We start from the raw sequence: 22,086 nt of genomic DNA on the forward strand, positions 1-22,086 counted from the left end.
ATCCCGCAAGGATCCACCCGGCCATGTCGTCAAAAAAAAAGAGGCCCCCTCTTCAGGGAGCCTCTGATCGCGATCGGCAACCGTGGAAGGTCGGATCAGGCGACCGCGTCCTTGGCGGCCTTGACCGGGCGTGCGCGCACGATCTTGCGGGCCGGCTTGGCCTTGAACATCATCTCTTCGCCGGTGAAGGGGTTGGTGCCCTTGCGCGCCTTGACGGCCGGCTTCTTGACGACGACGAACTTGGCGAAGCCCGGCACGAGGAACACGCCGTTCTTCTTCAGCTCCTTGTGGCCGACGTCGGTGAGCGTCTCCATGACGTTCTTGACGTCGCGCTTGGACAGCTCGGTGGAGGTCGCAATCTTCTCGATCAACTGCGACTTGGAAAGTTGGGTAGCCATCGTATCTCCTCGTGATTGGTACCGGGTGATTGGTACTGATGAATGACGTGACGACTGCGCGGCTATCAGCGCATTGCTGCGCAGACTGGTCGGGGCTTTCTGGCTGCATTGCACAGCCGGGACTTCAGTCGTCTGGTGGCGTATCACCCCGCGATTTTCGGGATTGTCCTGCATTTCAAGGGGCCCCGAAGCACCCACAGCGGCGCCAAAATTCCAACGGAGCGCGAAGAAGTCAAGCTGCGATGGCGATCGAACGGAGCATGCGATTCATTTTCCCCTATATTTCCAGGCATTTTCGACGCTCCTGCGTGATTTTGGCCGCACATGAGCGTCGAAAAGCGCTGAAAAGCCTGCACGCGGCGGCATCGCGCCGTTCATTCGTCGCCGCGAATCACTGCCAAAATAGCGATTCGTCAGCATTTCGCGGTCGCTACCCCGTCGCGCAAACCCAGTAAAGCTACGCGTCGAGCGGATCACAATCCGGCGCGGGCCCACATGTCTCGATCACAGGCGTGATGCGCGAAAGAACCAATTGCTGCTATGGATCGACGTCCATAGGCGGCGGTTGATCATCCGCTGCAAGTTCAGGGAGAGAAGAAACGATGCGTTATCTTCACACCATGCTGCGCGTGCGCAATCTCGACGCCGCGCTCAAATTCTATTCCGATGCGCTGGGCCTCAAGGAGGTACGCCGGATCGACAACGACAAGGGACGATTCACGCTGGTGTTTCTCTGCGCACCCGAAGATGAACATCTGCTGAAGAGCCTGCCGCCGACGCGCGGCGCGCCACTGGTCGAGCTCACCTACAATTGGGATGAGGAAAGCTATGGCGAGGATCGGTACTTCGGCCATCTCGCTTATGAGGTCGACGACATCTACGCCACCTGCGATCGGCTGATGAAGCTCGGCATCACCATCAACCGGCCGCCGCGCGACGGCAACATGGCCTTCGTCCGCTCGCCCGACCTGCACTCCATTGAACTGCTGCAGAAAGGCGAGCCGAAGGCGCCCGCCGAGCCCTGGCTGTCGATGCCGAACACCGGACATTGGTAGGCCGCTCGCCCGCATCATCCGGCCGGAACATCGAGCCCACCCTCGCGTTGTCGCTCCGATTGACGGAGAGGATATGAGGAGGCCGAGATGGGTCGTGGAATTCTACTGTGGTTGTTGGGCGTGCCGATCCCGGTGATCATTCTGCTGTGGCTGTTCTTCGGCCGCTGATCGCCGCGAACGATACGTTCGACGGAAAAGCCCCGCTTCGAGCGGGGCTTTTTGCGTAACATGAGCTAACGTCGATGCCATGCGAACGCCGAGACAGGAGCCGAACGTGTCCGACAACAAACTGACGATCTGGGGCCGTCCCAACTCGGTGAATGTACAGAAGGTGCTGTGGTGTCTCGCCGAGCTCGACCTCGCTCATGAGCGGATCGACGCCGGCATGCAATTCGGCCGCAACAACGAAGCCGACTATCTCGCCATGAATCCGAACGGCCGCATTCCCACGCTGGTCGATGGTGATTTCGTGCTGTGGGAGAGCAACGCGATCATGCGTTATCTCTGTCTGGCGGACGGCAAGGGCACCCCGCTCTATCCGGTCCTGCCGCGCCACCGCGCCGGCGTCGAGCGCTGGTTGGACTGGACCCTCTCGACGGTGCAGCCGATCGAGCGGCCGCTGTTCTGGGGCCTGGTGCGAACTCCGCCCGCGGAGCGCGATATGCGCGGGCTGCAGAAGGCGGCCGACGAGGCCGCGGCGATGTGGCGCATCCTGGACGCGCATCTGGCGACGCGAAGCTATGTCGAGGCCGAGAGCTTCACCCTCGCCGACATCGCGCTCGGCGCCTATGCGCGGCGCTGGTTCGGCGTCGAAGGCGTCGTCAAGCCGGAGCTGATCAACCTGGCGCGCTGGTACCACGTCGTCGCGCAGCGCCCGGCCTTCATCCGCCACATCGCGCCGCCGCTATCGTGAGGGCATCAGCGCCCGACCGAGGTCCCCGTCTCGAACCGCAGGGCCCCGCCGACTTTCATGCAGGTGTCAGTGCCTTCGACGCGGACGAAATTGGCGCCGTAGGATGCGCAGGGATTCCGAGCGACCGCGGCGGGACGGGATGCCGGCTTGTTGGTTGCCGCGGCCTTGGGTGTCAGGAGCGATGACCCCGGCGCGCCCGCGGATGCGGGGAGCGGCGCGACGGCCAACCATGTGACGATGCCGAGGATGAAAGACCTGAACATATCAGCTTGATAGCGCGTCGGTCGCGAGAACGCGACGGCGCGATGCGCTACTTCCCGATGAACTTGACGCCGACCGAAGCGCCGCGGCGCCAGACCACCTGGCACAGCCGGCCGGTGCGCGCATCACGCGCGAAGGCGAGCCGGATGGTCGCCGGCAGAGCCGCGGCATCCTCCAGGGTCAGCCGGGCGCCGGCACTCGAAATGTCCTGAACCAGGCAGTGCCGCACGGCGAATCCACCCTCCAGCGTGATCCACGCCGGTTGCTTCATCGATTTGCGGGCTTCCCGCTTCTTGGGCGCGGCCATCATCCTTCTCCTGCTTGCCCGCTGCAGTACGGCAAGGACCCTAATGGACGGTTGATTGGACCAAACAGGCCTCCGACCGACCGGAAGCCCGACCGTCGATCAATTGCGAATAATGAGGATGACCGTGCGGGGTGGCGCTCCCTAGCGGAATCGAACCGCTCTCTCCACCGTGAAAGGGTGGCGTCCTAACCGATAGACGAAGGGAGCCTACGTACGATGCTGCCAGGGCAAGCCACCCCAACACCACCGCCGCCTGCGCGCATTTGGCAAAACCTTCAACAAATCAGCGAGTTGAGGCTGAGATCTGCGAGGTCGGCCGAACCACCGGAGATGATTCCGTGCCGCGCGCGGCCGAACGTATAGAGGCGTTTGTCCGCCCGGGCAAGCCGCCCCTTGCACGTCTTTACCGGTCCTGTCGTGCCATGCTCAACGCGCCGCAAACAACGGAGAGATCCCGTCCGTGTCGATATAGACGATGCCGTCCTCGACCTTCAGGGGATACTGGGCCAGCGCGCTCTCCGGCGGATGCACGGGCTGGCCGGTCAGGGCATCCCAGGTCCAGTTGTGCACCGGACAGCTCAGCAGGCGGCCGTCAAAGCCAGCCTCCTCCATCGGCGCTGCGGTATGCGGGCACACGCCCTGGAAGGCCTTGAGCTCGCCCTGGTCGGGCCAGGCGAGGATGATGAGCTGGGCGTCGGCGATGACGAGGCGCATCCCGCCCTCGTCGATTGTGTCGGCCTTGCAGACGCGGGTGAACATGCGGGCCTCCTCGGTCCTGCCTGCGACGTACGTGGACGAAGCCAGACCAGCAAGACTCATTCCGTGCGCTCTTCGCGCCCACAGCAACAGCCCGGTGCTGGCACCCTTCTTGCGACATTACTCGCTGGGATCGCGTTGGACGTCGCGTCGTGTCGCAAAGGCGACAGAGCGTGCGGCCGGCGGCAAGTGGCGGCGGAGTGCGACATGACCGACATGACGGAACTGAGGACACGCAAGGAGCCGCTCAATCTCGCGATCGTGCATGTCGATCCCGACGCCTTCATCGCCAACCTGATGGGCTGGCTCGAGATCACGGCCTTCATCAAGGCGCAACGTGCCGGCGAGGCTGTCGTGCCTGCTGACGGCAAGACGCCGGCTTTGACGGCTGCGCAGCTGAAGAATGGCGGCGTGCATGAGGTCGGCAACGACGCGCTGTTCGCCTTCGCGATGACGGCGGCATTGAAGGGCGACAAGCCCGCCGTCGACAAGGTCGAGACCGCCCTGCTCGACAGCATGGGGCAGGATTTTCCGGGGTCGTTCGCGCTGTGGCACTTCCGCGCTGCGATCGACGCGCCGACCACGCTCGACGATTTCGTCGGCCAAGCGGGCAAGAAGATGCTGACGGGCGATCTGCCGCCGCCCCCCTTGCGCGCCAAGGAGTCTTGGAGCGCCGGACTGCGGTTCTTCGAGAAGGCGCGCAAGTCCAACTTCGTCCACGAGATCATGTATCCGCTGGCGAAATGGACGCGGGCGCGCTGGACCGAGACCGCCGAGAAAGGCGTCGCCTTCCTGCATCACATCGAGGACAACGTTCCGGTGCTGCGCGAGGTGCTCGAGGAGAAGCGCAACGACCAGGCGTTCATCGCCAACGTCCTGCTGCGGCTGGCGCCCGCCGTCGACATGGAGCTGAACGAGGAATATCAGGGATTTCTGCGCTCGCTGGCGCGGCGCAACTGACGGGGTCGCCCTCGCCGTGAGCTCGGTCGTCCGTAACGGGCGATTGCGATGGTGGGGTTTGCGACACGCGACAGCAAAAAGGCCGGCGGGCGTTACGCCGCCGACCTTTTGTCGCGACTGCCGGCTCCGGCTGGCCGGTTCCGTCGCACTCCTGGGGGAGTCCACGGACAGGGTCGCGCGACCTGGTTAATGATCTCCTAACGGCGACAGCCGTGCGCTTACGGAGAGCTCGGTCAGCTCAGCAGCAATGCACGCTTCTTCTCGCGCCGCAGCTTGAGCTCCTGACAACCGGAGAGCCGGACCAGCTCCTGCGGGTGCATGTCGTAGCCGTGGCTGCCATAGAGATTTTGCTGCGCCATCGGGACCTGCGCCGGCCGGCCGGCCACATCGGCGGTCAGCGAATCCCCGGACGGCGAACCACGGACCGGTTCGATCCCTGTCCTCAAAGCGGTCATAGCCAACTCCGTGAAAGAGTGCCTGCCCCCGGCGTGGAACTATAGCCCTCTGCCGGCGCGGCGCAATTGGGACAAAATGCCATCAGCGGCTGGCGCGGGCCTGCTCCGCCTCCTGCTCCCAGCGCAGGATCGACCGCTCCAGACTGTGAAATTTCTCGGCGACGTCGCCGTCGAATAGCGGGTCCTTGCGGTCGGACATGCGGGCGTCGATGTCGGCCCAGTCCTCGGCATGCAGGGCGCGCAAGGCAGCAGGAAACAGCAGCGTCTCCTCCTTGCGCAGATGCTCGCGCTGGCTGTCGATGAACTGCAGCACGGCCGCGTGGAAACTCTCGCGCAGGATCTCCTGGTCCGACAGCACCGCGTTCACCGCCTCGGCAAAGCCGCGCAGCCGCTGCGCCTCGCTGTCGTGCTCGTCATCGACGTCGCCATAGGTGGCCGCCGCCGCGGGATCGCGCGCGCGCAGCTTGGCGAAGATCATCTCCTCCTTGGGATGATGACAGCGCTGCGGATAGTCCTCGAAATAGGCGATGATGCTTTGCAGGATGTCGTAGTCGGGCTTCCGATTGTGATCGAACAGCTCCAGCTCGTGCTCGAGCACCGAAAGAAGCTTCTCGAGATTCTCGTGCTCCTGCAGCAGCGCTTCGATGATCTTTGCCATGGCGGTCTCGCCTTTGAGCCGGCCGGAACTGCCGAACCGGCATGCTCCCCTGATCGCAAAAGAATACGCCCGCGCGAGCGCGGGCGGCATTGCGGCAGATCAAACTGACACGGCGACATGACAGGCCGGCGGGACAGCCCTTACTCCGCGGCCATCGCCTGCGACGCACGCGGCAGGCCGAGCCGGTCCCAGACCTCGACCAGCGCTTCGGCAAGCGTGTCGATCAGGCCGTCATCATGGTAGGGCGACGGGGTGATGCGCAGCCGCTCCAGGCCGCGCGGCACGGTCGGGTAGTTGATCGGCTGGATGTAGATGCTGTGCTCGGCCAACAGCAGATCGGACGCCGTCTTGCACTTCTCGGGATCGCCGACATGCACCGGCACGATGTGGGTATCGGAGGGCATCACCGGCAGCCCGGAGGCGTTGAGCACGGCCTTCAGCCGCGCGGCGCGGTCCTGGTGCCGGTCGCGCTCCCATTGCGAGGTCTTCAAATGGCGGATCGCGGCGGTCGCGGCGGCGCAGACCGGCGGCGGCAGCGCCGTGGTGAAGATGAAGCCCGGCGCATAGGAGCGCACGGCGTCGATCAGATTGGCGTTGGCGGCGATGTAGCCGCCGAGGCAGCCGTAGGCCTTGGCCAGCGTGCCCTCGAGGATGTCGATGCGCGCCATCGCGCCGTCGCGCTCGGCAATGCCGCCGCCGCGCGGACCGTACATGCCGACCGCATGGACCTCGTCCACGTAAGTCAGCGCGTTGTAGCGCTCGGCCAGGTCGCAGATGCGATGCAGCGGCGCGACGTCGCCGTCCATCGAGTACAGGCTCTCGCAGACGATCAGCTTGGGCCGGTCCGGATCGGCCTGACGCAGCAGCTCTTCGAGATGGGCGAGGTCGTTGTGCCGCCAGACCTGCTTCTCGGTGCCGGCCTTGCGGACCCCCTCGATCATCGAATTGTGGTTCAGCGCATCCGACAGCAACAGGCAGTTCGGCAGCAGCTTTGCGATCGTCGAAATGCCGGTCTCGTTGGAGACGTAGCCTGACGTGAACACCAGCGCGGCTTCCTTGCCGTGGAGATCGGCGAGCTCGCGCTCGAGCTCGATCAGCGGATGGTTGGTGCCGGCGATGTTGCGGGTGCCGCCGGCGCCGGTGCCCATGCGCGCAGCGACATCGACCATGGCGCCGATGACCTTCGGGTGCTGGCCCATGCCGAGATAGTCGTTGGAGCACCAGATGACGACGTCCTTCGGCCCCTCTGGCGAATGCCAGATCGCGTGCGGAAAGCGGCCGGCGAGGCGCTCGAGATCGGCGAATACGCGATAGCGGCGCTCCTGGTGCAATTGATCGAGGGCGCGGTCGAAATAGCTGTCGTAGGTCTTCACCTGATCCGTCCTTCCCCTGCCCGGCGGTCCGACGTCACAGGTCCCCGCGAGCCCTCTTGAGGTTTGTTTCTGGCGTGGACCAAAGCGCAGTTCTGCCCCCCCTTCGTTGATCCAGATCAGGGATCGAGCAGGTCGGAGGGCATCCGGACCGGCTCAGGGGCTGGTGGGATTGGCTGCGTCGGCGATGTCGAGGGGGAGCGACCCACCGGTGTCGAGAAACGCGGACAGAGCTGCCTCGTACGGCGCGGGATCGAGGCCGCGGCCGGCCAGCCATTGCGGCTCGTAATAGGTCTGGCGGTAGCGCTCGCCGGAATCGCAGATCAGCGTGACCAGCGAGCCGGTCCGCCCGTCCTGCCGCATCTCGGCAGCGAGCCGGCACAGCGCCAGGAAGTTGGTCCCGGTCGAGCCGCCGACCGGACGGCGCAAACGCCGCGTCAGCACGTTCATCGCCGCGATCGAGGCGGCGTCCGGCACCTTCATCATCCGGTCGACCACGCCGGGCACGAAGGACGGCTCGCAGCGCGGACGGCCGACGCCCTCGATCAGCGACGGCCGATCGCAGGTCCTCGCGCAATCGCCCGAGCAGAAGGCGTCGAAGAACGCCGAGTGCTCGACATCGGCGACGCACAGTCGCGTCGGATGGCGGCGATAGCGCAGATAGCGCCCCATCGTGGCCGACGTGCCGCCGGTTCCCGCCCCCATCACGATCCATTCGGGCAGCGGACAACGCTCGCCCTGCAACTGGGTGAAGATCGACTCGGCGATGTTGTTGTTGCCGCGCCAGTCGGTGGCACGCTCGGCGAAGGTGAACTGGTCCATGTAATGGCCGCCGAGCCGGCTCGCGAGCGCCGCCGCCTCGGCATAGAGCGCGCGGCCGTCGTCGATCAGGTGGCAGTTGCCGCCATAATGCGTGATCGCCGCGATCTTTTCCGCCGAGGTCGTGCGCGGCATGACGGCATAGAACGGCACGCCGATCATCTGCGCGAAGTAGGCCTCGGACACCGCGGTCGAGCCCGAGGAGGCCTCGACGACCGGCGTGCCCTCACGGATATGGCCGTTGCACAGCGCGTACAGGAACAGCGAGCGCGCCAACCGATGCTTGAGGCTGCCGGTCGGGTGCGTCGATTCGTCCTTCAGGTAGACATCGATGCCGGCGAGCGCGGGCAGGATCAGGCGGATCAGATGGGTGTCGGCGGTCCGGCACTGGTCGGCCTCGATGGCCGCCACGGCGTCGTCGACCCAGCCGCGGCGATAGCGCGGACCACAGGGGATGGAAGGTGACCAAAGCGGCGAATTCATTGCGGCAACCGACCATGATCGCTTGCCGGCATCAAGCCCGTCGGTCCGGTCATGCGGAGCAAGCTGGGGGCAAACGGCTCGGCGCCAGCGATTCGCAAGTTCCCGCGCAGCCGCCGCGCCACCCCCAAGGCTCTCGCCCCGCGCGCAACGCGAGGCAGTCGCACGTGCGCGCCTCAGCAGGAATTTTGAATGACGGCGACAATGGTCAAACAAATGCACACTTTCGCGACGAAGTATGGCCGGGCATGGTCGACCGGGCGCGACCGCAATCGACCCATGCATGCGGGCGCACCGAGCCCGCTCCGAGGGGCACCATGAGAGTTGTTTCGATCATCCTTGTTGCGTGTGCAATCAGCCAGGCGGCCTCGGCAGAGGGCCTGGAATGCCGGCGTGTCGCCGATCCGACCCCGCGCCTGAGCTGCGTGGAGACACCGACCACGGCGCAGGCGCCGACGACGTCGCGCACCGACGCCTGGACGCCGGTCGAGCCACGGCGGGAGACCCCGCGTGACGGTGACGGCGCGGCTGCGCGAGGCTCCCGGACGCGCTGAGGCGGGCGCCCTGGGACCACCCTCCGGCTTGCGGGACGGCCGCGCGAGGTCCGCTCCGTCCATGCCTTGATGTGCGGCCGTTTTTGCCGACATGTAGGTCGTGGCTCGCAGCCACGGACCGACGTCGACCCCATGCCAGGCGCGGCAGGTGACGAGTTGGTTCGGCCAGCGGCACGGAATGATTGGAGACCATGGCCTACCTGCCCTCGCAAATGACCCTGCTCGAAGCGCTTGCGACCGTAATCGGCACCGCTGCCATCGCCCCTGCGCTGCTGATCCTGTGGCTGGTGGTGGCCGCCGGGGACAATTCCGGTCCGCCGCTCAAGATATGGACCGCATTCCTGCTCGGGGCAGCCAGCGTGTTGCTGCTCGGCATCGTCAGGATCCCGTTCCAGCACGTCGGATTGTCGCTGGAGAACCCGTGGATTGCGCAGGCCGTCCGGGCCCTGTTCACCGTCGCTCTCCCGGAAGAGATCGCCAAGGTGGCCGTGATCGCGGCGCTATGGTCGCGGCGCCGCCAAGTCGGCAATGCCATGGATACGGTGTTCTATGGCGCTGCAGTCGGCCTCGGCTTCGCGGCCTATGAGAACCTCGCCTACCTCGTCCAGCACGCGGAGATGTGGCGTTCGCTGGCGATCCTGCGCAGCGTGCTCACCGTGCCGTTCCATGGTGCGCTCGGCATCATCGCCGGCGCCTATCTGGCGATCGCCCGCACCTCGACGGCGCTCGGCGCCAACCGGCACAACCGCGACTGGGCGCGGATGTCGAGCTGGGCGCTGGTGCTGGCCGCCCCCGTGGCGCTGCATGCGGCCTTCGACTATCCTCTGCTGCTGCTGCAGCGGGCCTCCAATCTCGATCCGACCTCACGGCTCTGGCTCGGCGGCGTCAGCGTCTTGATCGGCTTCTCCTCGATCGGGCTTGCCGTGCGGCTGGTGCGCCGGGTCGCCCATCACCACACACCACGCACCGAGGTGGCGAAGGCCCGGCTCAGCCAGTTGCGCCGGATGTGGGCGCTGCTGCTGCTCGGCGGCGCGGCCGGCTTCATTGGTCTGGGCTTCGTGCTGACCTCGATCCGGCACTGGCTGCTCAACCCCGATCGCAACGTCGCCGGCGTCCTGGTTCCCCTGGGGCTGACGGCAATCCTGCTCGGGGTCGCCCTCCTGATTGTCACGACCACCATCTATGTCTTCGGCCGCAACCGGATGCGGACGACTGCGTAGGCGCAGGCCGCAGGACCTCGGATTGCAGCGAAACGCGCATCACGCGCTTGTCCGGGCCGCCGTTCCTCACCATTTGCCTGGCAGGCAGGCGCGTGGCCTTGCCCGGAGTGACGATCAATGACCCTTCCCCAGGATTCGATTCCGCCCGAGCTCGAGCGCATGAGGTCGCAGATGAGCGCGGCCGTGCACGCGCATTGGAAGGCCTTTCTCATCGAAGGCATCCTGCTCGCGGTGCTCGGCCTTGTTGCGATGGTTCTCACCCCGCTGGCGAGCCTCGCGGTGACGATCTTCCTCGGCTGGATGTTCCTGATCTCGGGCATTGCCGGGCTGGCGCTCACCTTCTGGGCGCGCGGCATGCCCGGCTTCTGGTGGTCGCTGCTATCTGCGGCGTTGGCCATCATCGCCGGCTTCATCCTGGTGGCACAGCCGGTCCAGGGCACGGTCACGCTGACCGTCGTGGTGGGCGTCTATTTCCTCGCGGAGGGCGTCGCCACCATCATGTATGCGCTGGAGCACCGGCGCGAGCTATCAGGACGCTGGTCGTGGCTCGCCATCTCCGGCATCGTCGACATCGCGATCGCCGGCATCATCATCTCTGGCCTGCCGGGCACGGCGACGTGGGCGATCGGCCTGCTGGTCGGCATCAACCTGCTGTTCGGCGGGCTGTCGATGATCGGCATGGCGCTCGCCGCGCGCAATGCCTGAGGCCGGACGGTCACGATTTTCCGGATGACAAGCGGCCGCGCGGCCGCTATAGAGCCTGTCATGATCACCGTCGCCACCAGCTATTATTGGTACTTTAGCTACGACAGCTCGCTGGCGGCGGGAGGATCGCGCTCAATCTGACACATTGCAGCAAGATATCCGAACGAGCCGCCAGACCTGGCGGCTTTTTTATTGCCGGCAGGTGCCCACCAAGACACGCAGGAGCCCGCCGTGCTGAGCACCACAGACGATCTTCGTATCAAGGAAATCAAGGAGTTGAGCCTGCCCGTGGAGGTGATGGGCGAGATTCCGCGGACCCTCACCGCCACCCGGGTGGTGATGGCCGCGCGTAACGCCATCCACGCCATCCTGACCGGGAGCGACGACCGCCTGCTGGTCATCGTCGGCCCCTGCTCGATCCATGATCCGGACGCCGCGATCGACTACGCCGGCCGGCTCGCGGCGCTGCGCGAGCGCCTGGGCGATCGGCTCGAGATCGTGATGCGCGTGTATTTCGAGAAGCCGCGCACCACCGTCGGCTGGAAGGGCCTGATCAACGATCCCGGTCTCGACAACTCGTTCGACATCAACAAGGGCCTGCGCCTCGCGCGCAGCGTGCTCTCGGCGGTCAACAATCTGGGCCTGCCGGCCGGATGCGAATTCCTCGACATGACGACGCCGCAATACATCGCGGATCTCGTCGCCTGGGCCGCGATCGGCGCGCGCACGACCGAGAGCCAGATCCATCGCGAGCTCGCCTCCGGCCTGTCCTGTCCGGTCGGCTTCAAGAACGGCACCGACGGCAACATCCGCATCGCGACGGATGCGGTGAAGTCGGCCGCGCACCCGCATCATTTCATGGCGGTGACCAAGGGCGGCCGCTCCGGCATCGCGGCGACCACGGGCAACGAGGACTGCCACATCATCCTGCGCGGCGGCAGCGGCCCGAACTACGACGCAGCTCATGTCGAGCAGGCCTCGGCCGAGCTGATCAAGGCTGGCCTGCCGGCGCGGCTGATGATCGACACCAGCCACGCCAATTCGAGCAAGAAGCCGGAGAACCAGCCGCTCGTCGCCGCCGACATCGCAGGCCAGCTCATCGCGGGCGAGCAGCGCATCATGGGCGTGATGATCGAAAGTCATCTCGTGGCGGGCCGGCAGGACGTCAAGCCTGGCGTGCCGCTGACCTACGGCCAGAGCATCACCGACGGCTGCATCGGATGGGACACGACGGTCGAGGTGCTGGAGCGGCTCGCCGAGGCGGTCGCGGCGCGACGGGCGCTGGGCCGCGAGGCCGTGCGAGAGCGCTCGGCTTAAGGCCCATTGGCATGAATGAGCGGTGCGCCTCCGGCGCGCCGTGGCCGCTCTCAGCAGCCGCGGCAGATGCTCTTGATCTTGCGATCGAGCTCGCGCTCTTCCTTGCTCATGCCGCTCATCGAACTTTCCTCGGCCTGCTCGGCCTTCGGCAGATCGCTCGGACGCGGCTGGCGGCGCTTCTTCTGCATCTGCGTCGAGGGATCGCCGCTCGCACCGCTGCTCTGCGCCAGCACGGCGCCATCGGTCACGAGGATCAGGAGCCCCATCGCGAGCGCAAGTTTCTTCATGTTGCTCCTCCGTGTCTGCGGATCGACTTCAGCGGAATCGCCGGGACACTTCATTCCCCGGCGGGCGGATAGAGGTGCGCCTCGCCGCAATAGTCAATCACACGATAGCGCTTTTGCGCATCCGCGGCATGATCCTGCTCAACAGAATCATCGGCAGTGAGGTATTGCGGCCCCACCGGCGCCTTGCCATGGCCGCCGGGAATGTCGAGCACATAGTCGGGCTGACATAGGCCTGACACGCGGCCGCGCAGCGACCGGACCAGGGCCTGCCCCTGCGCCAGGGTCGTACGCAGATGGGCTGTCCCCGGAGCGAGATCGCCGTGGTGCAGATAATACGGCTTGATACGGGTCTCGACAAACGCGCGCATCAGCGCAGCCAGAACCGCGGCATCGTCATTCACCCCGCGCAGCAGCACCGACTGGCTCACCATCGGAATCCCTGCGTCGACCAGCCGCGCGCAGGCGGCGCGCACCTCCGCGCTCAATTCGCGCGGATGATTGGCATGGAGCGCCACCCAGGTCGCTGCATTCTGCGCCTTCAGCGCATCGACCAGCGCCGGCGTGATGCGCCGGGGATCTGCGACCGGCAGCCGCGTGTGGATGCGGATGATCCTGACGTGCTCGATATCAGCGAGATCGGCCATGATCTCCTTCAGCCGCCGCGGCGACAGCATCAGGGGATCGCCACCGGTGAGGATGACCTCCCAGATTTCGCCGTGCGCGCGGATGTAGTCCAGCGCGCCGCGATAGGCGTCCTCCGACAGCGCATTGTCCTTGCCGGGACCGACCATCTCGCGGCGGAAGCAGAAGCGGCAATACACCGCGCAGACATGCACGAGCTTGAGCAGCACGCGATCGGGATAACGGTGCACGATGCCCGGCACCGGCGCATGCGCATCGTCGCCGATCGGATCGCCGCGTTCGCCGGGCGCCGCGACCAGCTCCTCTTCCGACGGCACGAACTGGCGCGCAATCGGATCATTGGGATCGTCGACGTCGATCAGGTCGGCCAGATGCGTCGTCACTGCGACGGCGTAGCGCTCGGCCACGCGCTCCAGCGCGGCCTGCTCGCTCGGATCGGCGAGGCCCTGTGCGACCAGGTCGGCCGCGCTGCGCAATGTCGTGGGCCGTTCGATCCTGTTCATCGCTCACCTGCCGGCGGCGTCCACACCACCTGATCGATCCTGACAGCGCCGGCCGCCAGCATCACCAGCCGGTCGAAGCCGAGGGCAACGCCGCTCGCCTGCGGCATCGCGGCCACGGCGGCGAGGAAATCCTCGTCGAGCGGATAGCGCTCGCCATAACGCCGCTGCTTCTCAGCCATCTCGTCCTCGAAGCGGCGGCGCTGCTCGGCCGCGTCCGTCAGTTCGCCGAAGCCGTTGGCCAGCTCGACGCCGCAGGCATAGACCTCGAAGCGCTCGGCGACGCGGGGGTCGCCGGTCTTCACCCGCGCCAGCGCAGCCTCAGGCGATGGGTATTCATACAGCACGGTCAACCGTCCCTGCCCGAGATGCGGCTCGACGTACTCGACCAGCAGCTTGCTGAACAGGTCCGACCAGGTGTCGTCCGCGGTGATCCGGATCTTGCCCGCAGCGGCCGCCGCGAGCGCCTCACGGTCTCCCGTCCGGTCACGGATGGTGGCCAAGAGGTCGATGCTTGCATGGCGGGCGAAGGCTGCGGCCACCGTCAGCAGCTCGGGTTCGGCGAAGGGATCGGCGGTCCGGCCACGGAAAGCGAACTGGCGGATGCCGGTCGCCTGGGCGGCGTGGGCGATCACCACGACCGTATCCGCCATGATGGCGTCGTAAGGCGCCTCGGCGCGATACCACTCGAGCATGGTGAATTCCGGCAAGTGCAGATCGCCGCGCTCGCGGTCGCGGAAGACGCGGGCAAACTCGAAGATCCGGCGCTCCCCGGCCGCCAGCAGCTTCTTGCAGGCGAATTCCGGCGAGGTCCTGAGATACCGCCGATGCCGGGTTCCATCGACCGCCGTCAGCTCGGTGGCCGGGGCGTGCAGATGGGTCTCGTTGCCAGGCGACACCTGCAGGACGCCGGTCTCGACCTCCATGAAGCCCTGCTCGTCGAACCAGGCCCGCAGCGCGCGGACGATTGCGGCCCGCGCCTGGAGGAACGGCCTGACGTCGGCGTGCCGCTGCGGCGACCACCAGGGGGACGGCGCGGGCTCCCGGGACATCAGGGGATCGCCCGCCGGAGGCGCAAAAGACTGGCAACCCCGGACAAAATCAGTATGTTGCCGCCCGAAACCGCATCCCGCGTCACGTGGCGCCCCGGCCCTGCCCGGCGCCCCCTTTTCAGTGTCAGGAAAACAGCTTTGAAAGTCATCGCCAGCTCTATTCGCAAGGGTAACGTCATTGAGCAAGATGGAAAGCTCTATGTCGTCGTGACCGCCGAGAACATCCATCCCGGCAAGGGCACCCCGGTCAGCCAGATCGAAATGCGCCGAATCAGCGACGGCGTGAAGATCTCCGAGCGCTTCAAGACCACCGACCAGGTCGAGAAGGCAACGATCGAGGAGCGCAACTTCACCTTCCTGTACGAAGATGCCGACGGCTTCCACTTCATGAACCCGGAAACCTACGACCAGGTCCAGGTGCCGAAGGACGTGGTCGGCACGCAGGCCGCCTATCTCCAGGAGAACATGACCGTCAAGCTGTCGATGCACGACGTGGTGCCGGTGGCGATCGCCCTGCCCCAGCGCGTCACGCTCGAGGTCGTCGAGACCGAGCCGGTCACCAAGGGCCAGACGGCGTCGTCGTCCTACAAGCCGGCGGTGCTGTCGAACGGCGTCCGCACCGGCGTGCCGGCGCACATCACGGTCGGCACCCGCATCGTGGTGATGACCGAGGACGGCTCCTATTGCGAGCGCGCCAAGGATTGACGCATGATGGTGCGCGCAGCGATGGCATGATCTGACGCCGGGGGGCGTGGGGATTGGGGGCAAGGATCACCTTTATCACCGCAGCCCTGGCGGCGGTGATCACGCTGGCCGCGACCTCCGCGGGACGCGCGGCCGACTCCTTCGCCACGCCTGCCATCTCGCTTCAGCGCGCCGACTGGCGCGCGGCGCTCGACCAGCTTCGTTCCGAGCTCACGACGGCACCTGACGTCGCAGCCGATGTCGCGCTGTCGGCGCGCCGGCGCGACGTCAGCAGCGATGACCCGCGCCGACGGCCCGCTTTGGTCCAGCTCAACGGCGTGACCTCGACCGTCTTCACGGGGATCGGACGCAGTCCGGTCCCCGTTTTGCTGCCGCTCGACACGTCGGCCTATCTGAGCGCGCGCCGGCGCGGCGCGGTCGATCCGCAGACCCTGCCGCGCTACCAGGCCGACTTCCAGGCCGACCTGTTCGATGCCGGCCCCTCCGGCTACGACGCCGTGTTCTCGCTTGCACCGGAGGTGACCGCGGGCCTGCCGTCGCGGATCTTCGCCAAGCCGGTCGAGGTCCAGATCACCGGCTCGCTCATCACCTACGACATCGCCGATCCCGCCGGCGGCAAGGGCGAGGGCGTGAAGGCGCTGTCGGCGCAATATCCCGACCTGCGCCGCTTCATCCGCGAGGGCTATGTCCGCTACGCCTTCACCCGCTTCGGCGTGCCCTATGTGGTCTCGATCCAGTGCCTCGACAGCGCACCGCGGCCGAAGCGCCTCGCGTGCCGCGAGGCGTATCCGATCGCCGAGCGCTTTCTGAGGGCGCTGCGCGTCGCCGGCGGCCAACCGTCGCGCAACGCACCGGAGATCACGCCGATCGCCGCCGAGCGGCCGTCGGCCTCCGATGCCGACTTCACCTATCGTCCGGTCGGCGACATCGTCGTCAACTCGGGTGCGCGCGGCCAGGGCGGCCGCGCCGATCCGACCGCCTATTCCCAGATCCGCTATCCGCTCGACGCGCCGGCCTATGTGCATTCGCAATCGTTCGGCCGCCGCCGCACCAGCGACAAGTTCGACCAGCCCTGGAGCCAATATCCCTGGCGCGACAATTTCTGCGAAACCCGCGACTTCAACGTCGGCCAGTGCGCCAGCGGGTTAGGCCACCAGGGCCAGGATCTCCGGCCCGGCGCATGTCCGGTCCGCCGCGACGGTCCCGACGGCTGCGATCCGTGGCGGCAGCGCGTGCTCGCGGTGCGCGACGGCGTGGTGATCCGGAGCGCCAGGCAACAGGGCGCCATCATCCAGGTCAATAGCGGCACCGAGCACGTCCGCTTCCGCTACATGCACATGAACCCGGCCGCGATGGACAAAGACGGCCTGCTCAACGGCCGCAGACTTCGCGAGGGCGAGCCGATCGGCGTGGTGTCGAACTATCTCGACCATCCCAACGGCACCACGCGGCATCTGCATTTCGACGTCCAGCTGTTCACGCGCGACGGCTGGATCTGGGTCAATCCCTACATGACCCTGATCGCGGCCTATGAGCGTCTGATCGGCGGCCGCGGCCGCGAGGTCGGGGTGGAGATCGCGGCAACGCCGCCCCCGGCGACGACCGGGGCACTGGGAACGCCGGCACTAGACTCTTCGCCGCTCGGCCCGGCCGCCGATGCCGCTGCAGGGCGCGATCGGAACTGAACGCAGCCGCGGCGGCGCGACGTGCCGGAACCGACCTCCACCGCTGCGGGTTAGCTGCCAGACGGAGGATGACGGATGACCACGAGCACGCTTGATCGCAGGACCGGATTGGCGCTGATGTCGGCGGCCATCGCGCTGGCATGCGTCGGCGCGCTCACCATGCTGGTGCGCGACCGCTGGCATCCGCCGGAGATCAAATCCGCCGAGGCGGCCCGACACTCGATGACCGGCGAAGTCGCCCGCGCCGCCGGCGCCCGCGTGATGCCGACCGACCCACGCCTCGCCGTGGAGCCGAAGCCCGAAGGGCCCAAACGCGCGCAGCCGGCCAATCCGTTCTGAGAGCACGAGTCCCCCGCCGGGGAGCGCGACGCCGTCAGCCGTCTCGCAGCCCGCAACCTGAAGCCATCGTCACGACTCAAGCCGACCACTTGTCCTCTTCTCGCCGGTGTTCCTCGGCGTTGAGGCGCTCGGCGATCTCATGTGCCATCGCCGCGTCCTTCGTCGTGGCGATCGGCTTGCCATTCTGGCACCGCACCCGCTCCTTGTCGGCCTCGAGCGGAAAATCGTCCGGCTTGAGCGGATCGTTCGCGTCGGTCATATGCGCCTCCTCGTTTAAAGGCACAACTCGCATCGCTTTGTCACGGTTCCCGACGACTCAGGAGGCCGCGCGCGCCGGCCGCTCAGCCGGGGTCCAGCGGAACGCGACGCCATAGCGGTTCCAGAGGTTGATGACGCCGATCGCCGAGGTCAGGAACACGAGCTCCGCTTCGGAGAATTCCGCGCGCGCCAGCGCATAGACCTCGTCGCTCACGCCGCCCTCCAGCCTGGTGAGCGCCTCGGTGAAGGCCAGCGCCGCGCGCTCGCGCGCCGTGAACTGTGGCGCCTCGCGCCAGACCACGACCAGGTTGATCTTGTCGGCGGACAGGCCGAGCTTCTCGGCCAGCAGCACGTGGTGCTGCACGCAGAACGCACAGCCGTTGATCTGCGAGGCCCGGATCTTGACGAGCTCCAGCAGCTGCTTGTCGAGGCCGGCCTTGGCCGCCTGCTGGCTGACGGCGAGAATGGCGTCGTAGAGCTCGGGCGCCAAGCTCCTGAAATCGGTGTACTCGCTGCGGGCATGTGACATGTTCTGTCTCTCATGTTATCATAGGTCTGATAACTTATCAGGGCTCTGAATATATGCGCAAGGCACGGATGTTGACGTCCTCGCGATCGCCTCGAAAGCCTCGCCCCGCGCGCCGTAAGGCAGCCGTCCGCCCGCCTCTCCCGGGCGAAGGCAAGCGCGGCGAGGACGGTCACCTCGCTTATCTGCTGCGCCAGGCGCAGGCGGCGGCGCGGCTCTCGCTGGACCGTGCGCTCACGGCGACCGGTCTCACCCATCCGCAATTCGTGGTGCTGACGATGCTGAAGGCCTATCCCGGCCTGTCCGGCGCCGACTGCGCCCGCGTCGCGCTGCTGACGCCGCAGACCGTGAACGTGATCATCGGCAACCTCGAACGCTACGGCGCCATTCGGAGCACGCCGCACCCAATCCATGGCCGCGTGCTGCAATGGAGCCTGACCCGCCGCGGCATCGCACTGCTGACCAGGGCGCGACGGCAGGCCATGGCGCTGGAGCGCAGGCTCGCGGGCGGTCTCGGCGAGCGGGACCTCGCGACCATCCGCCGCTGGCTGGCGCGCGTCGCCGTGGAGCTCCACGAGGCGTAAAGGTTCCGGCCCGCTTGAGGGCTTTGCCGCCGGCCCGCATCAGCGGGTAGAATGGGCGCCATGACACAGCCCGATTCCATGACCCGCCGCACCCTGCTCGGCTCCGGCCTCGGCGCCGCCGCGCTGCTCGTTCCGGCCTGGCCCGCCTCGGCCGCGCCGGCTGAATTCGAGGCCTGGCGCGACGGCTTTCGCAGCCGCGCCCTCGCCAAGGGCATTTCACAGGCGACCTGGACGCGGGTCATGGCGCGGCTCGAGCCCGACATGACCGTGTTCAAGGAGATGCGCAATCAGCCGGAGTTCAAGGAGCAGCTCTGGCAGTACATCAACCGTCGCGTCTCCGACTGGCGCGTCATCAATGGCAAGGCGGCGCTGGCGAAGAACGAGGCGCTGTTCGCCCGGATCGAGAAGGATTTCGGCGTCGAGCGCGGCACGCTGCTGGCGCTGTGGGGCGTCGAGTCCGCGTTCGGCGATCCCCTGGTGCAGCAGAACCACATGCGCCCGGTGTTTCCGGCGCTCGCCGCGCTCGCCTGGAACGAGCCGCGCCGCAAGGCCTATTGGGAGACCGAGCTGACCAACGCGCTCAGAATCGTCGATCGCGGCTGGAGCACGCCGGACGAGATGCGCGGCTCCTGGGCCGGCGCGATGGGCCACACGCAATGGATGCCCGAGGTCTGGCTCAATGTCGGCTTCGACTATGACGGCGACGGCAAGATCAACCCGTTCGGCCGGCCCGACGATGCGCTCGGCTCGACCGCGCGCTATCTCGTCAACCGCGGCAAGTATCACCGCGGCGAGCATTGGGGCTATGAGGTGCGCGCCCCCGGCAACATGTCGGGCAGCAGGACCTACGCGGCCTGGCAGGCGGCCGGCGTCACCCGCGCCGACGGTCAGCCCTTCCCGCAGCCGAATGCGTCGGCGCAGCTCTGGATCCCCGTCGCGGGCGGCCCCGCCTTCCTGCTCGGTCCGAACTTCTATTCGGTGAAGTCCTACAATCCGGCGATGAGCTACGCGCTCGCGATCTGCCATCTCGGCGATCGCATCCTGGGCGGACCGCCGTTCCTGCAGCCCTTCCCCGGCTCCGAGCGCGCGCTGACGCTCGCCGAGGTGCAGGAGATGCAGAAGCGCCTGACGGCGGCCGGCTTCGACACCGGCGGCACCGACGGCCGCGTCGGCAACGACACCATGAAGGCGATCCGCGACTTCCAGGCCAAGGCCGGCCTCACGCCCGCCGACGGCTATGGCGGGCTGAAGGTGCTGGCGAAGCTGAGACAAGGCGGGTAAGGCGGGTGATTGCCGCACAGCGCCGCTACGTCGCGGTCGTCCTTGCCGTGCTGACGTGGTTCAGTCTCTCGATCGCCGGATTTGCGTATCGCTTCGATGCGCTGACCACGCCGGCGCATCTCGCGGGCCTGCAATCGGCTGAACGCGACAACATCATTCTCCCGGCCGATCTCCGCTACAACGCCGCCTTCAAGCGGGCGCGCATCGCCGAGCTGGCGCCCGACATCATCGTCATCAGCAGCTCTCGCGCCGGCACGCTGCGCGACTGGATGTTCAGGCCCTATCGCTTCTACAACGCCGCCTTCACCGCCTGGACGACGCGGCAGCTCCTCGACGTGTTCGAGCATCTGACCCGCGAGGTCCGGCCCCGCGCCGTGATCGTGGTGCTCGACTATTTCATGTTCACCGATGCGTGGGAGGAGGCCTACGGCGCGCAGCGCACGATGGTCTACAGCTCGTCGCGCTACGTGTCGTTCAAGCTCGCCCGCCTGATCCGCGCGCTGCCGTCGCCGTCGGCTTTCCGCGAGCAGCGGCGACCCGACGGCTTCCGCGCCGACGGCTCGTATCTCTATCCGCAGGACTTCATCGACACCGCTCGGGAGAAATTCCAGACCGCGGCGCGACTGATCGAATCTTCGCCCGGCGCACCGCAGATGTCGGAACGGCAGAAGGAGCCGATCGCGCGGCTGGCGGCGCTCGCGCGCGAGCGCAACGTCCGGCTCATCGCCGTCCAGCTGCCTTACGTGCGCGCCGCGGTCGACTATCTCGACCACGACGAAGCCTATTGGACATATTCAGGCGTCTGGCGCGAGTTCGAAAGCCGGCAGACCGCGGACTGGCTGCGCGGTCTCGGCATCCCCTTCGTCGACCTCGCGCGGTCGGAGATTTCCGACTCTTCCCTCAACTTCATCGATGCCTTCCACCCTTCGGAGGATGGCATGGTCAGGGTGCGCGACGTCCTGGCACGGCAGCCTGACGTCCAGGCCGTGCTGCCGGAGCTGCAGCCGGCCCAATAGCCGGCTCAGCCCTTGGCCGATCCCTCCCGCTGCGCGGTCCGCGGCGCCCGCGCCTTGGGCTGCGAGCCCGTCGCCGGCTTGACGCGGATGCGCACCGAGCCGCCACCTTTCGACTGCTCCTCGATCTCGAAGGCGCCGGTCTTGCGCACGAGGTCGCTGAGCTTGCGGCAGCCATAGCTGCGCGGATCGAAGTCGGACACCAGGTTGGAGAGCTGCTTGCCGACCTCGCCGAGCGCAACCCAGCCGTCCTCGCTCTCCATCTGCGTGATCACCTTCTTGATCATCGGCGTCGCCGCGCTGATCGGCAGCAGCGGCTTCGGCGCCGCGGCGCTGTCCGCATCCTTGCTGCCGGCAGCATCGCTGCGCAGATTCTCGGTGTAGATGAATCTGCGGCAGGCCTGCCGAAAGCTCTCAGGCGTCTTCTGCTCGCCGAAGCCGAACACGTCGATGCCCTGCTCGCGGATGCGCGCCGCGAGCCGCGTGAAGTCGCTGTCAGACGACACCAGGCAGAAGCCATCGAAGCGGCCGCTGTGCAACAGGTCCATGGCGTCGATCACCAGTGTGATGTCGGAGGCGTTCTTGCCGGTGGTGTAGGCGAACTGCTGTTGCGGCACGATCGCATGTCGCGCCAGCGTATCGGCCCACGGCTTGGAGCGCGGGCTGGAGAAGTCGCCATAGATCCGGCGCACGCTGGCCTCCCCGATCTTGGCGATCTCCTCGAACAGCCCATCCACGATCTTGGCGGAGGCATTGTCGGCGTCGATGAGCACGGCAAGGCGCGGCGAACGGGCTTCGGATGGCATGGATCGGTCTCTCAAAGGCATCTGGTGTCGTACGTATCACGCTCGCCCGCTTGCGTCAGGCAAACTTTCTCTGCGGCTGCGGCGGAAACGCGTCGCCCGTAGAGTACCTTCATTCGCCGACGATCAAGGCGGCCGTCGTCCTTGGCGTAGTCTCTCTGGCAGCCCCGAATCCCATCGATG

27 protein-coding genes and 1 tRNA gene are annotated in these 22,086 nt (G+C 66.7%); 13 read left to right on the forward strand and 15 right to left on the reverse strand.

What is annotated here, in order from left to right; genetic code table 11:
- Positions 1–95: 95 nt before the first annotated feature.
- Positions 96–398, reverse strand: coding sequence for an HU family DNA-binding protein (locus tag HL666_RS30150; protein ID WP_172109121.1), 303 nt, complete (start codon positions 396–398; stop codon positions 96–98).
- Between the two features lie 602 nt (positions 399–1,000).
- On the opposite strand from HL666_RS30150, the gene HL666_RS30155 reads away from it, so the two are divergent.
- Both HL666_RS30155 and HL666_RS30160 read left to right on the forward strand, forming a co-directional pair.
- The gene (locus HL666_RS30155; RefSeq protein ID WP_172109123.1) at positions 1,001–1,453 is read left to right on the forward strand and encodes a VOC family protein; all 453 of its coding nucleotides are present in this window, start codon (positions 1,001–1,003) and stop codon (positions 1,451–1,453) included.
- A gap of 247 nt (positions 1,454–1,700) precedes the next feature.
- A complete protein-coding gene (locus HL666_RS30160) occupies positions 1,701–2,366 on the forward strand; it encodes a glutathione S-transferase family protein (protein WP_172109125.1) in 666 nt (221 codons plus the stop codon).
- 5 nt (positions 2,367–2,371) lie between these two features.
- On the opposite strand, the gene HL666_RS34460 is transcribed toward HL666_RS30160, so the two are convergent.
- The 4 genes from HL666_RS34460 to HL666_RS30180 all read right to left on the reverse strand — a co-directional run bounded on the left by HL666_RS34460 (position 2,372) and on the right by HL666_RS30180 (position 3,693).
- A complete protein-coding gene (locus HL666_RS34460) occupies positions 2,372–2,629 on the reverse strand; it encodes a porin (protein ID WP_172131894.1) in 258 nt (85 codons plus the stop codon).
- A 47-nt stretch (positions 2,630–2,676) separates the two neighbouring features.
- Positions 2,677–2,934 (reverse strand): PilZ domain-containing protein, encoded by a 258-nt coding sequence (locus tag HL666_RS30170; RefSeq protein WP_172109129.1) that lies wholly within the window; start codon positions 2,932–2,934, stop codon positions 2,677–2,679.
- A gap of 132 nt (positions 2,935–3,066) precedes the next feature.
- A tRNA-Glu gene (locus HL666_RS30175) sits at positions 3,067–3,141 on the reverse strand.
- Between the two features lie 219 nt (positions 3,142–3,360).
- Positions 3,361–3,693, reverse strand: a complete 333-nt coding sequence (locus HL666_RS30180) for a monooxygenase system ferredoxin subunit (RefSeq protein ID WP_172109131.1) — start codon at positions 3,691–3,693, stop codon at positions 3,361–3,363.
- A gap of 204 nt (positions 3,694–3,897) precedes the next feature.
- On the opposite strand from HL666_RS30180, the gene HL666_RS30185 reads away from it, so the two are divergent.
- Positions 3,898–4,650 carry a hypothetical protein gene (locus tag HL666_RS30185; protein WP_172185161.1) on the forward strand — a complete coding sequence of 251 codons (753 nt, stop codon included), beginning with the start codon at positions 3,898–3,900 and terminating at the stop codon, positions 4,648–4,650.
- Between the two features lie 233 nt (positions 4,651–4,883).
- On the opposite strand, the gene HL666_RS30190 is transcribed toward HL666_RS30185, so the two are convergent.
- The 4 genes from HL666_RS30190 to HL666_RS30205 form a co-directional block, all read right to left on the reverse strand.
- Positions 4,884–5,105, reverse strand: a complete 222-nt coding sequence (locus tag HL666_RS30190; protein WP_172109136.1) for a hypothetical protein — start codon at positions 5,103–5,105, stop codon at positions 4,884–4,886.
- Positions 5,106–5,187: 82 nt separating this feature from the next.
- The gene (locus HL666_RS30195; RefSeq protein WP_172109145.1) at positions 5,188–5,763 is read right to left on the reverse strand and encodes a hemerythrin domain-containing protein; all 576 of its coding nucleotides are present in this window, start codon (positions 5,761–5,763) and stop codon (positions 5,188–5,190) included.
- 140 nt (positions 5,764–5,903) lie between these two features.
- Positions 5,904–7,136, reverse strand: a complete 1,233-nt coding sequence (hemA, locus tag HL666_RS30200) for a 5-aminolevulinate synthase (RefSeq protein WP_172185163.1) — start codon at positions 7,134–7,136, stop codon at positions 5,904–5,906.
- A gap of 153 nt (positions 7,137–7,289) precedes the next feature.
- Entirely contained in the window at positions 7,290–8,435 is a 1,146-nt protein-coding gene (locus HL666_RS30205) for a PLP-dependent cysteine synthase family protein (RefSeq protein WP_172185165.1), read from the reverse strand.
- Between the two features lie 314 nt (positions 8,436–8,749).
- On the opposite strand from HL666_RS30205, the gene HL666_RS30210 reads away from it, so the two are divergent.
- The 4 genes from HL666_RS30210 to HL666_RS30225 all read left to right on the forward strand — a co-directional run bounded on the left by HL666_RS30210 (position 8,750) and on the right by HL666_RS30225 (position 12,228).
- Complete coding sequence (locus tag HL666_RS30210; RefSeq protein WP_172109151.1) at positions 8,750–8,986, forward strand: hypothetical protein; 237 nt, start codon at positions 8,750–8,752, stop codon at positions 8,984–8,986.
- 191 nt (positions 8,987–9,177) lie between these two features.
- Complete coding sequence (locus HL666_RS30215) at positions 9,178–10,206, forward strand: PrsW family intramembrane metalloprotease (RefSeq protein WP_172131898.1); 1,029 nt, start codon at positions 9,178–9,180, stop codon at positions 10,204–10,206.
- A gap of 117 nt (positions 10,207–10,323) precedes the next feature.
- Entirely contained in the window at positions 10,324–10,911 is a 588-nt protein-coding gene (locus tag HL666_RS30220) for an HdeD family acid-resistance protein (protein WP_172109155.1), read from the forward strand.
- A gap of 231 nt (positions 10,912–11,142) precedes the next feature.
- Entirely contained in the window at positions 11,143–12,228 is a 1,086-nt protein-coding gene (locus HL666_RS30225) for a 3-deoxy-7-phosphoheptulonate synthase (protein WP_172109157.1), read from the forward strand.
- Positions 12,229–12,278: 50 nt separating this feature from the next.
- Here the strand turns inward: HL666_RS30225 and HL666_RS30230 are convergent, their stop codons facing one another.
- The 3 genes from HL666_RS30230 to epmA are packed head-to-tail and all read right to left on the reverse strand — an operon-like array spanning position 12,279 to position 14,709.
- A complete protein-coding gene (locus tag HL666_RS30230; protein WP_172185167.1) occupies positions 12,279–12,515 on the reverse strand; it encodes a hypothetical protein in 237 nt (78 codons plus the stop codon).
- Positions 12,516–12,565: 50 nt separating this feature from the next.
- Complete coding sequence (locus HL666_RS30235) at positions 12,566–13,660, reverse strand: lysine-2,3-aminomutase-like protein (RefSeq protein WP_172185169.1); 1,095 nt, start codon at positions 13,658–13,660, stop codon at positions 12,566–12,568.
- A complete protein-coding gene (gene epmA / locus HL666_RS30240) occupies positions 13,657–14,709 on the reverse strand; it encodes an EF-P lysine aminoacylase EpmA (protein ID WP_172109163.1) in 1,053 nt (350 codons plus the stop codon). Before epmA ends, HL666_RS30235 begins: the two co-directional genes overlap by 4 nt.
- Before the next feature lie 138 nt (positions 14,710–14,847).
- Between epmA and efp the strand changes: the two genes are divergently transcribed.
- The 3 genes from efp to HL666_RS30255 all read left to right on the forward strand — a co-directional run bounded on the left by efp (position 14,848) and on the right by HL666_RS30255 (position 17,438).
- A complete protein-coding gene (efp, locus tag HL666_RS30245; protein ID WP_172109165.1) occupies positions 14,848–15,414 on the forward strand; it encodes an elongation factor P in 567 nt (188 codons plus the stop codon).
- Positions 15,415–15,467: 53 nt separating this feature from the next.
- A complete protein-coding gene (locus HL666_RS30250) occupies positions 15,468–17,099 on the forward strand; it encodes a M23 family metallopeptidase (RefSeq protein WP_172185171.1) in 1,632 nt (543 codons plus the stop codon).
- Between the two features lie 75 nt (positions 17,100–17,174).
- The gene (locus HL666_RS30255) at positions 17,175–17,438 is read left to right on the forward strand and encodes a hypothetical protein (protein WP_172109169.1); all 264 of its coding nucleotides are present in this window, start codon (positions 17,175–17,177) and stop codon (positions 17,436–17,438) included.
- 76 nt (positions 17,439–17,514) lie between these two features.
- On the opposite strand, the gene HL666_RS30260 is transcribed toward HL666_RS30255, so the two are convergent.
- Both HL666_RS30260 and HL666_RS30265 read right to left on the reverse strand, forming a co-directional pair.
- Complete coding sequence (locus tag HL666_RS30260) at positions 17,515–17,697, reverse strand: hypothetical protein (protein WP_172185173.1); 183 nt, start codon at positions 17,695–17,697, stop codon at positions 17,515–17,517.
- Positions 17,698–17,754: 57 nt separating this feature from the next.
- A complete protein-coding gene (locus HL666_RS30265; protein ID WP_172185175.1) occupies positions 17,755–18,225 on the reverse strand; it encodes a carboxymuconolactone decarboxylase family protein in 471 nt (156 codons plus the stop codon).
- Between the two features lie 53 nt (positions 18,226–18,278).
- On the opposite strand from HL666_RS30265, the gene HL666_RS30270 reads away from it, so the two are divergent.
- From HL666_RS30270 to HL666_RS30280, 3 genes are read left to right on the forward strand one after another with little or no spacing between them, the layout of a single operon-like run.
- The gene (locus HL666_RS30270) at positions 18,279–18,806 is read left to right on the forward strand and encodes a MarR family winged helix-turn-helix transcriptional regulator (protein ID WP_172185177.1); all 528 of its coding nucleotides are present in this window, start codon (positions 18,279–18,281) and stop codon (positions 18,804–18,806) included.
- 60 nt (positions 18,807–18,866) lie between these two features.
- A complete protein-coding gene (locus tag HL666_RS30275) occupies positions 18,867–20,087 on the forward strand; it encodes a lytic murein transglycosylase (protein WP_172185179.1) in 1,221 nt (406 codons plus the stop codon).
- Positions 20,088–20,092: 5 nt separating this feature from the next.
- Positions 20,093–21,103, forward strand: a complete 1,011-nt coding sequence (locus HL666_RS30280) for a hydrolase (RefSeq protein WP_172185181.1) — start codon at positions 20,093–20,095, stop codon at positions 21,101–21,103.
- A gap of 5 nt (positions 21,104–21,108) precedes the next feature.
- On the opposite strand, the gene HL666_RS30285 is transcribed toward HL666_RS30280, so the two are convergent.
- On the reverse strand, positions 21,109–21,906 hold the full coding sequence (locus HL666_RS30285; RefSeq protein WP_172109181.1) for an NYN domain-containing protein: 798 nt from the start codon (positions 21,904–21,906) through the stop codon (positions 21,109–21,111).
- Between the last annotated feature and the right edge of the window lie 180 nt (positions 21,907–22,086).

Origin of the sequence: Bradyrhizobium aeschynomenes (genome assembly GCF_013178945.1) — a bacterium.
Lineage (GTDB): Bacteria > Pseudomonadota > Alphaproteobacteria > Rhizobiales > Xanthobacteraceae > Bradyrhizobium > Bradyrhizobium aeschynomenes.